11 protein-coding genes are annotated in these 13,461 nt (G+C 71.1%); 5 read left to right on the forward strand and 6 right to left on the reverse strand.

All coding sequences use genetic code 11. The features are described 5' to 3' along the window. The first annotated feature begins 224 nt into the window (after positions 1-224). Positions 225-1,478, forward strand: coding sequence for a threonine ammonia-lyase (gene ilvA / locus AXA68_RS02660; protein WP_066412430.1), 1,254 nt, complete (start codon positions 225-227; stop codon positions 1,476-1,478). Positions 1,479-1,497: 19 nt separating this feature from the next. Here the strand turns inward: ilvA and AXA68_RS02665 are convergent, their stop codons facing one another. Then, positions 1,498-2,415, reverse strand: coding sequence for an alpha/beta fold hydrolase (locus AXA68_RS02665; protein ID WP_080505142.1), 918 nt, complete (start codon positions 2,413-2,415; stop codon positions 1,498-1,500). Positions 2,416-2,583: 168 nt separating this feature from the next. On the opposite strand from AXA68_RS02665, the gene cysS reads away from it, so the two are divergent. Both cysS and AXA68_RS02675 read left to right on the forward strand, forming a co-directional pair. After that, positions 2,584-4,059 carry a cysteine--tRNA ligase gene (cysS, locus tag AXA68_RS02670; protein ID WP_066412433.1) on the forward strand — a complete coding sequence of 492 codons (1,476 nt, stop codon included), beginning with the start codon at positions 2,584-2,586 and terminating at the stop codon, positions 4,057-4,059. A 103-nt stretch (positions 4,060-4,162) separates the two neighbouring features. Then, a complete protein-coding gene (locus tag AXA68_RS02675; protein ID WP_066412435.1) occupies positions 4,163-5,146 on the forward strand; it encodes a hypothetical protein in 984 nt (327 codons plus the stop codon). A 76-nt stretch (positions 5,147-5,222) separates the two neighbouring features. On the opposite strand, the gene pheA is transcribed toward AXA68_RS02675, so the two are convergent. The 4 genes from pheA to AXA68_RS02695 all read right to left on the reverse strand — a co-directional run bounded on the left by pheA (position 5,223) and on the right by AXA68_RS02695 (position 9,541). Continuing rightward, positions 5,223-6,029 carry a prephenate dehydratase gene (gene pheA / locus AXA68_RS02680; protein ID WP_066412437.1) on the reverse strand — a complete coding sequence of 269 codons (807 nt, stop codon included), beginning with the start codon at positions 6,027-6,029 and terminating at the stop codon, positions 5,223-5,225. A 65-nt stretch (positions 6,030-6,094) separates the two neighbouring features. Further along, positions 6,095-7,444, reverse strand: a complete 1,350-nt coding sequence (locus AXA68_RS02685; RefSeq protein ID WP_157884769.1) for a PQQ-binding-like beta-propeller repeat protein — start codon at positions 7,442-7,444, stop codon at positions 6,095-6,097. Next, positions 7,444-8,466 (reverse strand): M48 family metalloprotease, encoded by a 1,023-nt coding sequence (locus AXA68_RS02690; protein ID WP_066412446.1) that lies wholly within the window; start codon positions 8,464-8,466, stop codon positions 7,444-7,446. The genes AXA68_RS02685 and AXA68_RS02690 overlap by 1 nt, the downstream gene beginning before the upstream one ends. Before the next feature lie 76 nt (positions 8,467-8,542). After that, positions 8,543-9,541, reverse strand: a complete 999-nt coding sequence (locus AXA68_RS02695) for a radical SAM protein (RefSeq protein WP_066412449.1) — start codon at positions 9,539-9,541, stop codon at positions 8,543-8,545. A 139-nt stretch (positions 9,542-9,680) separates the two neighbouring features. On the opposite strand from AXA68_RS02695, the gene AXA68_RS02700 reads away from it, so the two are divergent. Beyond that, positions 9,681-10,412, forward strand: coding sequence for a DUF6517 family protein (locus tag AXA68_RS02700; RefSeq protein ID WP_066412452.1), 732 nt, complete (start codon positions 9,681-9,683; stop codon positions 10,410-10,412). Positions 10,413-10,491: 79 nt separating this feature from the next. Then, positions 10,492-11,601, forward strand: coding sequence for a DUF373 family protein (locus AXA68_RS02705; RefSeq protein WP_066412455.1), 1,110 nt, complete (start codon positions 10,492-10,494; stop codon positions 11,599-11,601). 667 nt (positions 11,602-12,268) lie between these two features. Here the strand turns inward: AXA68_RS02705 and AXA68_RS02710 are convergent. Continuing rightward, positions 12,269-13,321 (reverse strand): DUF7139 domain-containing protein, encoded by a 1,053-nt coding sequence (locus AXA68_RS02710; protein ID WP_066412457.1) that lies wholly within the window; start codon positions 13,319-13,321, stop codon positions 12,269-12,271. Positions 13,322-13,461 lie beyond the last annotated feature (140 nt).

A 13,461-nucleotide genomic window follows, 5' to 3' on the forward strand; every position in this document is an offset into this window, starting at 1 on the left:
GTAGGTCGTGGTAAGCGCGGAGAACACCGCCAAAGCCCCAGCCGCACAGCCCCGCACCTCACGCCTCCCCAGCCTCGGCGACCGCCCTCCGCTTCGCTCCGGTCGGTCGCCTCCCTCGCGCGGTGCGTTCGCGGCCCACCGGGCCGCTCACGGCACGCGCCACTACGGAAAAACCGGGTTCCGCGACCGAGTCCTTTTCGCGTCCGGGCGTGAACCGGCCGCCCATGTCCCGAGTCACGATCGACGACGTCGAGGCCGCGGCGGCGCGGTTCGCCGACGCCGACATCGTCCAGCGCACCCCCGTCCAGCGGAGCCGGTCGCTCTCCGAGCGGTGCGGCGCGGAGGTCAGACTGAAGATGGAACACCTCCAGCGCACCGGCTCGTTCAAGCCGCGCGGCGCGTACAACGCGATCTCCCGGCTCGTGGAGTCGGACCCGTCGGCCGAGCGGGTCGTCGCCGCGAGCGCGGGCAACCATGCACAGGGGGTCGCGCTGGCGGCGACCGCGGCGGGGCTCGACTCGACGATCGTGATGCCCGAGTCCGCGCCGGGCGCGAAGATCGAGGCCACCCGGTCGTACGGGGCCGACGTGGTCCTCGAGGGGGCCGTCTTCGCCGAGGCGATGGCCCACGCGCGGACGCTCGTCGACGACCCGCGAACGCGGTTCGTCCACGCCTTCGACGACCCGGACGTCGTCGCCGGACAGGGCACCATCGGGCTCGAGGTGCTCGAGCAGGCCCCCGACGTCGACACCGTGCTCGTCCCCGTCGGCGGCGGCGGGCTGGCGGGCGGGGTCGCGACCGCGATCAAGGCGCGCGACCCCGACGTGCGCGTCGTCGGGGTCCAGACCGAGGGGGCCTCGACGCTCTCGGAGAGCCTCGCCGCCGGCGAACTCGTCACGCGCGAGGAGCCCGACACGATCGCCGACGGGATCGCCACCGGCGGGATGAGCGACCTCACCTTCGACCTCCTCGAGGAACACCTCGACGGCGTGGTGGTCGTCAGCGACGACGACGTGGCCGCCGCGATCCTCCTCCTTCTGGAGCGCGCGAAACAGATGGTCGAGGGTGCGGGCGCGACCGCCGCGGCCGCGCTCCTCGACGACCGGATCGTCGAGGAACTGGAGCTGGCCGGCGAGACGGTCGTCCCGCTTCTGTGTGGCGGCAACATCGACATCACGTCGCTCCAGGAGGTGTTGACCCACGCGCTGGTCGACCGCCACCAGCTGGTCGAGCTCACCGTCCGCATCGACGACACGCCGGGGAAGATGGGCGAGATCGCGACGCTGATCGGCGGCGAGCGCGCGAACATCCGCACCGTCCGCCACGAGCGGAGCCGGCCGGACCTCCCCGTCGGCGACGCCGACCTCGTCTTCGAGGTGGAGACGAACGGTCCGGCCCACATGGAGCGCGTCGTCGAGGCGGTCCGCGAGGCGGGCTACGAGGTGACCTCCCGGACCGACGTCGGCTCCCGGCAGTAGCGCGGGGGATCGGGACCGCCTACTCGGGCGCGACCCACCGAAGGACCTCGGAACCGCGGTCGAGAAGCGTCCCGAGGTGGTCGGCGTCGACGGAGCGAAGCGTCCCGCCGCAGGCGTCCGCGAACGCCTCGACCGGCGCGATCGGGGCGTTGTCGTCTCGGGTACCGTGCCACACGCGGACCGGGAGGGCGATCCGGTCGGGGTCGACCGGGTCGTTCGCGAACGACCGGCTCTCGCGCTCGACCGCGCTCGCGCCGCTCCCGAGCAGTCCGCCGGAGAGCGCCTCGTGGAAGTCCGCGGCCGTCGCCCGCGCGACCGCCGGCGACACCGACCGGTCGGTGTACTGGGAGACGACCGCGTCCGGCCCCAATATCGACGCGACCCTCCCGAAGAGCGGGAAGAGGAGCCGGATCGCGTACGGGATCCGGGCGAGACCGGCGAGCCCCTCGTCGCTCGGCGGAACGACCGCGCTCACGAGCGCGAGCCGAGCGGCCCGATCGCTCTCCGCGGCCGCGACCGCGAACGGGCCGCCGCCGGAGAAGCCGACGATCCCGGCGCGGTCGATCGACTCCGCGCGGAGGACCCTCGTCAGGTCCTCGCGCCACTCGTTCCACCCCCAACCGTCCGGCGGCGGCGAGGAGCGCCCGTATCCCGGGCGGTCGGGGGTGACGATCCGGATCCCCGCGTCGACGGCGGCGTCCGCGAGCAGCGCCGCGAACAGCCGCGAGCCGGGCGTTCCGTGATGGAGGACGACCGCCGAGCCGTCCGCGGGGCCACGGACCGAGTAGGCGACCTCGCGGCCGTCGGAGAGGTCGACGGTCTCGGTTCGGAGGGTCGCGTCGCCGTCGGCTCGGACCGCGTCGCCGGCGGCGTCACCGCGGCCCGTGTCGTCGACGGCGTCGTCGGCGTCGGCTCCGATGGTCGCGTGCTGACCCATGGTGGATCGACGTTTCGGTTCCGGCGTCATAACCCGTCGGGAGACTCACGCTCTCGTTGTAGCCTTCGGGCGGGCCGACCCGATCGAGCCGGTTCGAACACCCCGCTCCGGCGATGATCCGACGACGATCCGACGATTTCAAAGCCTCCCCGCGGGTACCGGCGCGTAATGAGTCTCGTCGTTACCGACACCCTGGAAGACGAGCGCGTCGAGTTCACGGCCGACGGCGACGTCACGCTGTACGTCTGTGGGCTGACGGTGTCGGACGACCCGCATCTCGGGCACGCCCGCCTCTGGTTCCACGCGGACGTGCTCCACCGGTGGCTCGAGCACCTCGGCTACGACGTGCGCCACGTCGAGAACGTCACCGACGTCAACGAGAAGATCACGGCCCGCGTGGGCGAACGCGAGGAGTGGACCGAGGAGCGGGACGTGGCCGAGACGTTCACGGCGCGCACCTTCGAGGCGATGCGCGGGCTGAACCTGCTGCGCGCGGAGGTGTACCCCCGCGTCACCGAGCACGTCCCGGAGATACTCGACCTCGTGGAGACGCTGGTCGAGAAGGGGTACGCCTACGAGTCGAACGGCTCCGTCTACTTCGACGTCACGACGTTCGACGACTACGGCACGCTCTCGAACCAGGACGTCGAGGAGCTGGAGGCGCAGGGCGAACCCGACGAGCGGTCGGAGAAGCGCCACCCCGCGGACTTCGCGCTCTGGAAGGCCGGCGGGGTGAGCGAGACCGCCGCGCGCGACCACGCCAAACACGACCACGGCGACGCGGTCCCCGAGGGCGAGACGTGGGAGTCGCCGTGGGGCGAGGGTCGCCCCGGCTGGCACGTGGAGTGTTCCGCGATGTCGACGACGCACCTCGGCGACACTCTCGATATCCACATGGGCGGGCGCGACCTGGTCTTCCCGCACCACGAGAACGAGATCGCCCAGTCGACGGCGGCGACCGGCGAGGAGTTCGTCCGCCACTGGCTCCACGTCGGCCTGCTGGCGATGGAGGGCGAGAAGATGTCCTCCTCGATCGGCAACTTCTGGACCGTCCCGGACGCCTTGGACGAGCTCGGCGTCAACGCCGTCCGGACGTTCTACGCCGGGGCGGCCTACCGCTCCGAGCAGGCGCTCACCGAGGAGACGATCGCGGAGGCCGAGGAACGGTGGGACCGGCTCTCTCGCGCCCACGAGCGCGCTGTCGACGCGCTCGACTCCGTCGACGCGCACGCGAAGACGGTCGATGAGGGGCTTCGCCGGGCGGTCGCCGACGCCCGCGACGACTTCGAGACGGCGATGAACGACGACCTCAACCTCCGGGAGGCGACCGCGGCCCTGCTACGACTCACCGACGCCGTGAACCGCCACGTCGACGCGGAGCCCCCCTACGACTACCGCGGGCTCCGCGAGGCCGTCGAGGCGTTCGAGGAACTCGGCGGCGACGTGTTGGGGCTCCAGTTCGAGACCCCCACCGACGGCGACGTCGATCTCGCCGGCGACGTAGTCGAACTCGTCTTGGACGTCCGCGAGGCCGAGCGCGAGGCCGGCAACTACGAGCGCGCCGACGAGCTCCGGGACGCGCTCCGCGACGTTGGCGTCGAGATCGAGGACGGCCCGGACGGGGCGACGTACCGGTTCGAGTAGGCCCGCTCGGCTCGCCGAGGGCGGATCCGCGGCGACGACGGCCCGCCGAAGTTTTATCACACATGTTGGCAAATGTCAACTTATAACAAGGAGAGTCATCCATATGAACCGGCTCACACGCTACTACTGGTTTGTCAAGAGTCAGCTCCGAATGATAGCGCTGTACTTCCTCGTGTACCTGTTCGTCGGCGGGCTGGCCTTGGCCGTCCTGGACGCCGTCGGGGGAGGCGACGCGGTCAAGAGCCTCGCGATGTCCGCGTTGTTCCTGGGGTTCCTGGCCTTGACGGGACGCAGACTGTACTCGAGCGAGCCGCCGGGGGAACTGGAGCTGCTGGCGAAACGCGAGGACTCGCCGAGCGCAACGAGGGTCATGGAGCTTCTCGAGGGGAACCCGTCGGTCGACCGGGGGACCGCGAGGACGCTGGTCGACAGCCTGTTCGACGCGACCAGGAACCCGGGGAGGCGAGGTAACTTCTGGTCGGGACTCGACTGCGGGGACGGGGAGGTGTACGAGCGCCTGTTCGGCCTCTACTCGCAACACCGGAACAAGCAACTGCTGCTGGTCGTCGAGCGGTTGGCGCGCGACGCCCCCCTGGAGGCCAGGGCGTACGAGGAGACGCTGCTGGCGGAACTGGACCCGGACCGCGAGCGGGAGGGCGTCGCGCTCGACGACTGGCGGCCGCGACACCAGCGCTTCTGGACGATCCCGGCCCTCGTCCTGGCGCACATCAGCCGGGAGCTTCCCGGGAGCGCGGAGCGATACGCCCCGAAGGTCGTCGAGATGCTCGACCCACAAGGGAGCAAGTCCGAACTGTGGGGGGTGCTCGCGTTGGGCGAACTCGCCGCCAACGACGAGAGCGCGAAGGAGGCGATACGGGACCTCCGCGACTCGCGGGTTGCCGGGCTACGGAACGCGGCCGGCGAGATCCTGTCCCACTACGAGGAGAGCGACCGGCCGTATCCGGCCGGCCGACGCCTCGACGAGTTCGACGTCGAACACGAGGAGAAGTACCAGGAGTGGAGAAAGGAGGCGAACCGGGCCAGAGCCGAATCCGGACCGGACGACTGGTGGGAAGACGAGTGGTGAGGGCGGACGGCGTCGTCCAGCAGGGGAGACGGAGGGACGCGGTCGCGAGGCGGACGAACGAGGCCCGACCGTGTGACTACTCCAGCACGTGTTGGGTGTCGTAGGACCCCAACACCCGGACCCAGCCGTTGTCGGCGATCGCCTCGATGTCCTCGACCGCCTTCGCCATGTGGTCCTCGTAGAGGCCGGCCTCGACGTCGAAGTGGAAGAGGTAGTCGCCGAGGCGCTCGCCGCTCGGGCGCGACTCGATCCGCGAGAGGTTGAGGTTTCGGTCGGCAAAGGCCTCCAGCAGTTCGAGCAGGAGGCCGGGGTAGTTGGCGTTCGGGTAGACGATGAGCGTGGTCTTCCCGCCGGCCTCCGAGCGCGCGCTCGTCGGTCCGACCACGAGGAAGCGGGTCGCGTTCGAGGTGCGGTCCTGGATGTCCGCGGCGAGGATCTCGAGGTCGTCGCCGGCGTTGTCGGGGTGGCCGATGCCGGCGACGCGGGCGTCCTCGCGGGCGCGCTCGACCCCGCGGGCGGTCGAGGCGACCGCCTCCAGCCCGGCGTCGGGGTGGTTCGCCTCCAGCCAGTTGCGACACTGCGCGAGCGCCTGCGAGTGGCTGGCGACGAGCTCGAACTCCGGCGACTGCGCGAGCAGCGCGTGCCGGATGGGAGTGACGACCTCGCGGGTGACCGCGACCTCGTGGTCGGCGAGCGCGTCGAGGCTCTCCGAGACCGACCCCTCGATGCTGTTCTCGATGGGGACGACCCCCCGCTCGAACTCGCCGCTCGCGACGGCGTCGACGATGGCGGTGACCGACTCGCGGAACGACACCTCTGCGGCGACGGCCCGCGCCGCGCGGTGGGAGTACGTGCCGGCGGGACCGAGCGTGACGGCGTTCATCGCGTCGACGTAGACGGCCGGGTGCGAAAAGCGTGGTGGGACGGCGACGGGGTCCCGGGCGAGCCTCACAGCAGTCCGGGGTCCTCGTCGTACCGCTGGAGCCACACGAACTCGCCGGTGTCGAACGCGAACGCGACCGTGTCGCCGTCGATCCAGCCGTCGACGACCGTCGACGATCGGATCTCGAGTTCCCGCGTCCAGACCCGGCCGCCGCCGGAATCCTCGGAACCGACCGCGACCGCCTCCCCGTCCCGGTCGACGAAGTACGCGCGCCCCGCGTCGGTGACGAGGGAGCGGCGTCGGTCGCGGGCGGGTGCGATCCCGCTCCGCCACAGCGGGTCGCCGGAGTCCCGGTCGAGGACGCGAAGCGTGCCCCCGCTCACGGCGGCGACGCGGTCGCCCGTCACCGTCGGGGGCGGACCGCCGCCGCCGACCCCGGTCCGCCACGCCTCCGCGCCGTCGGGACGCGTGAGCGCGAGCAGATCGTCGCCCTCGCGGAGCAGGACCAGGTCGCCGTCGACGACGAGGGCCGATCCGGTCCCGGACTCGCGACGCCATCGGCGGGAGCCGTCGGGAGCGAGCGCGACGACCGCGTCGGCCGCCGCGACGACGACGCCGTCGAGTCCGTCCGAACCGCCGGAATCGCCGGAATCGCCGGAGTCGCCACACCACAGCCCGCGGACCTCCCCACCGACCTCGACCGCCCAGTCGACTTCACCCTCTCGGGCGGCGATCACGACCGAACCGCTCCCGACGTACGCGCCCAGTCCGTCGGCCGCGATCGGCTCCGACTCGCGCCGTTCCACGGGATCGGTCCCCACCCAGTCGCCCGTCGACTTCCCGGCCGCGTCGGCGATCGACGCCCGCCAGTCGGGCGCGTCGACCCGCGGCGAGAAGTCGGGGTCGCTCCCGTCCGCGTCGTCGACGCGGTCGGCGTCGGTGTCGTCGGCGGTTCCGCCGCCCGACCCGCTCCCGTCGCCGGATTCATTGCCATCCCCCGTCTCGTCGCCGTCTCCCGTCTCGTCGCCGGCGGTGGCCGTCCCGGCCGCGTCGTCGTCCGTGGGCGTGACGGCGACCACGCTCCCGGTCGACTCGCGGAGGTACGCCCGCTCCCCGGCGGAGCCGAGCGCCAGCCCGACGCTCAACCGGTCGTGCCGGAAGGACCCGATCGCCTCGGCGTCGCGGTCGACCACGTCGACGGCGGTCCGCTCGCCCTCGAAGGGCGAATCGCCCGACTCGGCGAAGGCGATCCGGTCCCCGGCGGTCGCGTGGGCGCTCCAGCCGGCCATGAAGACGCCCGACCCGCCCGCGAGCTCGCGGGCGCGGACGTCGCCGCCGCCGTAGGCGTACCCGCAGCCCGCCAGGCTCGCCGCCGACCCCGTCGCGAGCGCGGCGAGCAATCGTCGTCGGTTCATCATCGCTCGAGCTCCCCGGCCATCTCCCGAAGCCGGTCGATCCGATCGGCCGTCGACGGGTGCGTGGCCGGGAACACGTCCGTCGACACCAGCTCCGCGTCGGTGAAGGCTCTCCCCTCCAGGGGTGCGACGTACAGCGCCTCCGCGCCGCCGTCGAGCGACCGGAGGTCCCGGTCGGGTACGTCCGCCATCCGCTCGTCGAGCGCCCGGAGCGCGCTCGCGAGCGCGGTCGGGTCGCCAGTGATCGCGGCCGCGCCCCGGTCGGCGGCGTACTCGCGGTACCGCGAGAGCACCCGGTGGACGAGCACGCTCGCCGCCCAGAACATCGCGGAGACCGCGAGCGTGACGACCGCGGTGACGAGCAGGACGATGATCGCCTTCGCCGCGCCGTCGCCGCCGTCGCCGTCGCCGCCGTGGCCCATCGTCCGCGCCATCCCGTAGATGACGTACGCGGCCGCGGTCGCGAGGTAGTAGGTGACCGTCGGCAGCAGCCACGCCACGGTCATCACGGTGGCGTCGTCGTTGGCGAGGTGTGACACCTCGTGGGCCACCACGGCCTCCAGCTCGCGCTCGTCGAGGGCGTCGAGCAGCCCCGTGGTGACGACGACGACCGCGCCGCGGGGGCCCTGAACGGCCATCGCGTTCGGCGCGTCGTTGTGCGCGACCGCGACGTCCGGCGGCTCGACGTCCGCCGTCCGCGCCAGACGCGTGACGCGCGCGTGAAGGTCGGGATACTCGTCGGCGTCGACGCGGCGGGCCCCGACGCTGCCGAGCACGATCGAGGGACCTTTCCACGCCTGAAGCGCCAGCCCGCCGGCGACGACGACGATCGCGAACAGGGGGTCGACGTACACCCGGCCGTGGTAGGGGCCGCCCCCCTGCCACTCCAACAGCGGGAGGACGATCTGGTTCGTCACGAACACGAACGCGTAGATGAACGCGAACGGGAGGACGGCGACCAGCGCGGTCGCGACGAGCAGGCGACGCCGGAGGCTGGGGTCCTCGGGGAGGGTGGAGGGCATCGCTCGCGCGTTGTGAGCGGTCCGATAAAAATCCCGCGCGCGTCGACGGCGGCGCGACGCGGAACGGCGACGGTCCCTACGCGACCGGCGTCCGCTCGACGACGGTCCCGTTCACGGTCGGGTACTGCTCGACGATCTCGCCCTCCTCGAGGTCTCCGTCCTCGACCATCTCCTCGAGGAGCCACCAGGCGACCTCGACGTGGTTCGTCTTGACCGTGTAGAACTCCTCGGGGACGCCGAGCGCCTCGAACCGCTCGGGGGCGGCGAACGCCTTGCCGTAGACGAGCGTCCCGTCGTCCGTGACCTCGTCGAACTCGCGGCGGACGTTCCGGGCCATCCGCTTGAGCCGGTTGCGGTGTTGGGCGGCGTCCTTGAACACCGACGTACAGAAGTACACCTTCTCGTGGCTCGCCATCTCCTCGACGATGGCCGCGTCCTTCGATCCTTCGACGGCGGACATGTGGCCCTCCTGGAGCTCGAAGCCCTCCTCTTGCATCCGGCGGTAGTTGCCGTCGCTCATCTCGAACTCGTTGACGTTACAGAACTCCGCGGCCCCCTCGTCGAGGAACTCGAGGAACTCCGGCTCCGCGCGGATGCCCGGGATCTCGAAGGCGGGCGTGAGCCCCTCCTCGCGGGCGATATACAGGATCTCCTCCCACTCCGTGCCGTGCATGTCGCCCCACAGCTCCAAGGGCGGATGAAAGCGGATCTCGTCGAGGCCGGCCTCGCTGAGCCGGCGCATGTTCTCGCGGCCGCCGGGGATCCCGGTGTAGAGGTGGGTGTGGTGGTCCTCGCCGAACTCGTCTTTCAGGAGTCGGAGGTACCGCGTCGTCTTCGCCATCGCCTCCTGGGGCTCGCCGCCCGTGATCGACGTGCCGAGCGCACTCATGCGCTTGGCCTCCTCGATCACGTCCTCGTCGGACTCCACCTTCCGCTCGTTGGCGTACACGTCGGTGACGTTCTTCCGGTTCTCCCCGAGGGGGCAGTAGAAACAGTCCCGCTGGTCACAGTAGCCGTAGACGAAAAGCACCATCTTGCCGCCCTTGGCGCACTGTTCACAGCCCTTGGAGATCATCTACGCCCCGATACTCGCTCCGACGTGAAAAAGCGTCCGAAGCGCCGTCTCGGGCGTGAACCCCCCGCACGGGCCGCGAGGGCGGTTCCGGCCGGTCGCGAACACAAAGTATGTACCCCCGCTCGCTCGGAGGGATGGTATGGAACGCACCACGACCGCGCCGGAGACGACCGAGAGCCGAGACGGCCGCGACGGCGAGGGCGACGCGGACGGAAGCGTCACCAGACGCCGGGCGCTCGCCGCCGCCGGGTCGCTCGGGATCGCCGGCCTCGCCGGCTGTACCGCGCTCGACGTCGCCACCGGCGAGCCCGCCGAGTTCACCGCCGGCACCGCGACGGTCGGGGACGCCACGCTCGACGAGAGCGGGTACGAGCTCAACGAGGTGACCGAGGAGACGGTCTCCAGGGAGGTCGAGGTCGCCGGGACGACCCGCGAGGTCCGGGTGACGAACAGCGTCGCCGAGTACGACAAGGCCGTCGAGCTGCTCGGCGAGCGGTACCAGGCGGCCGTCTTCGCGGCGGTGGCGACGCCGCAGGTCCGGGTGCTCGGTCAGGCGTTCAACCCGGTCGCGGACCTCGAGGCCCGAGAGCTCGCGGAGATCGTCTTGAGCCGGTACGAGAACGTCGGCGAGCTCGAACGGGGGTCGGAGTACACGACGACGGTGCTCGACGCCGACGCGGAGGTCGTCGTGTTTACCGTCGACGGCGAGATCGAGGGAACGGGCGTGAGCACCGAGCTGGAGCTTCACGTCGGCAGCCCGGTCGAAGCCGGCGGGGACTTCGTCCTCCCGCTGGCGGCGTACCCCGCCGCGTTCAGCGACGGCGAGAACGTCCGCCGGATGATGAACGGGATCGAACACGACCCGGCGTAACGTCGGGGACTCGCCCGCCTTCCGGGCGGCGACGCTGCGAGCCGAAAGCATATGCCGACCCCTCGCATACCCCCGGTGAATGCTGCTCGTCCTCTGTGTCGACCTCGACGACGACCTCGGCCGAAAGACGGGGATCCCGACCCCGGTCATCGGCGACGACGACGTCACCGAGGCCGCGGTCGCGCTCGCCACCGCCGACCCCGAGGACTCCGACGTGAACGTCCTGTTCCAGGGCGTGACCGTCCACGACGAGCTGGCCGCCGAGGGCGAGGCGGTCGAGGTCGCGGCCGTCACCGGCGTCGACGGCCCGGACGTGAAGGCCAACCGCGCGGTCGGCGCGGAGGTCGACCGCGTCCTCGCGGAGCTGTCGACCGGCGAGGACGTCTCGGCCATCGTGATCACCGACGGCGCACAGGACGAGTCGGTGCTCCCCGTGATCCGCTCGCGGATGCGGATCGACGGGGTCCGCCGCGTCGTCGTCAGGCAGGCACAGGACCTCGAGTCGCTGTACTACACCATCAAGCAGGTGCTCGCGGACCCCGAGACCCGCGGCACCATCCTCGTGCCGCTCGGGATCCTGCTGCTCATCTACCCGCTCGTCGTCGTCGCGAACCTCTTCGACGTCGAGGGCGCGGCCGTGCTCGGCCTGATATCCGGCGGCGTCGGCCTCTACTCGCTGTTCCGGGGGCTGGGGTTGGAGGAGACCGTCGACGGCGCGGCCGACTCCGTCCGGAACGTGCTCTACGCCGGACGGGTGACGCTCATCACGTACGTCGTCGCGCTCGCGCTGATCCTCGTCGGCGGGGTCCAGGGGACGGAGACCGTCGAGGCCGTCCGCGGCGTCACGGACGGGGGCCTCCCCGCGAGCGCGACCGTCACCGCGTTCGTCCACGGCTTCGTCCAGTGGCTCGCCGTCGCCGGGGTGACCTCCAGCCTCGGGCAGATCACCGACGAGTACCTCGCCGGGCGCTTCCGCTGGCGGTACCTCAACGCGCCCTTCTACGTCGTCGCCATCGCGGTGGTGTTGTACGCGGTGTCGGGCTTCTTCCTCCCGGCGGCCCCCGGCGTGACCTCCCTGGCGCTCGCGGACCTGGCGATGGCGCTCGCGGCCGGGACGCTGCTCGGGGTGTTGAGCACGCTCACGTTCGCGATCGCGGAGTCACAGCTCCCGTCCGGGGAGCCGACCTGAACGCCGAACGTGGGACGGGAGATCCCGTTGGAACTTTGTTTTCGGAATATTAGTTGGCAGAAACATCCGATCTATCCTGCGTGCTAATAGAACGGATGTTTCGTGTGTGATCGGAGTGATAAGAATGGGATCGTCGCTGACGTGGTGAACATCTCCAAAGCCCCAGTCGCGAGGACTCGATGCGCTCGCTGTGCTCCTCGGTCGCTCGTTTCACTCGCTCCCTGCGGTGCTTGCATCGCGCGTCTTCGCCCTCGCGACTGCCCCTTTGAGTCCCACCCCGCACCTCACACCTCCCCAGCCTCGCTGCTCATGGTTCGAAAATCGGAGATTTTCGTCATCACGAAAGACCGGAGGTCTTTCGAACGACTTCGTTCGCAGCGTCCCTCGCGGGCTCCTCGCGAGCCGATGGCTCGCTCGGAGGCGCGCCACCGCAATCGATCGCTCATTCTTTCGGCTGGAGTGAGCATCGGCGAGCGAAGCGAGCGGTTCACCGATGGAGCCGTCGAAGACGGCGGAGTCGGCTTTTTCCCTCCAGGTTTTTCGAGGAGTGGTTCCCGAAGCGAACGCAGTGAGCGAGGGCACCCGACGATGAAAAAGGTGGCTGGATTGACCGGAACGGGCCCAAATCATTCACTCGTGAGAATTTCAACGAAGCCGGATGGGGCGGTCACCGCGGCGTCCACTGCTCGCAGGCCTCCATGTCGTCCATGACCTCGTCGTAGTGGCCGCAGTAGGGTCGCATCCCGTCGTCCGTCCGAACGTAATCGAACTCCGCGCAGTTCCCGCAGTAGGCGTCGCCGGGGCCGTCGCGTGCGGCCGCCTCCGTCGTCGGCGACCCGGCTTCCGGGCCCTCCGGCCCGTTCGGCGCGGACGAGTCGGCCGCCGCGTCCGGCTCCGACGGCGCGTCGAGCGGCGAGGAGAGGTCCGTCTCCGCGCTTCCGCCGTCGCTGCGCCCCGACGGCGCGGCCGAGGTGAGACCGAGCGAGTCGGCGGGCGCGGACCCGCCGGTCGGGCCGGTGCCGGACTCGCCGGTCGGTACCGAGTGGGAGCCGTCCTTCGACCGTGAATCGGGGGCCGACCCGGAGCCGACGTCCGCGGTCTCCGTCGGTTCCGAGCGGTTCGTCTGCGTCTCGACGTCCCCGTCGGGGGTGCCGCCGAGGAGGCCGACGCCGCCGCCGAGTCCCGCGACCTGGTCGCGTTCGACCTCGATCACCTTCGTCTCCCCCTTGTGGGTCACCTCCATCGTCACCGTTCCGCCGGGGTCGTTGCGGGTCTTGAAGTTGGCGACGCCGACGAAGACGCACCACATCGTCGTCGCGGCCCCGAGGAAGTAGACGCCGGCGGTCGGGAGCGTGAGGTCCACGAGCTCCGGGCGCGGGCCGCCGACCCAGTGGTTCGGGTACGCCTGCGAGAACAGCGCGACGCCGAGCGTCATGATCGCCGCGCCGACGACCGCCGCCGCGCGGGTTCGCCGGTCGGCCGGCAGCACCGTCATCACGCCGAGCGTGACGAGCGGCACGCCGATCCCGCCGAGGATCCCGCCGAGGCGTCGCGCCGCCCCGGAGGTGTACCCGCTCGGCAGAAGCACCTCCGCGGCCACGAGGATCCCCGCGACGAGGAGCAGCGTCCCGCCGACGAACAGCCCCGCACCGAGCGACAGCCGCCGCGGGTCGACCTCGGAGCGTCCCTTCCCCCCGTACGCCTCCGAGAGACTGGTCATACGCCCCCTTCGTCGCCCACCCTGAAAACAGTACGTCAGACGCTCACGCGATCCGACGGGCCACGCCGCGGATCGACGGGTGGGCTCTGCGGCCGGAGGACGCGTCGACCGAGGGACGCGTCGACCTGGAGGACGCGCCG

This window comes from Halorubrum aethiopicum, from assembly GCF_001542905.1.
GTDB lineage: Archaea > Halobacteriota > Halobacteria > Halobacteriales > Haloferacaceae > Halorubrum > Halorubrum aethiopicum.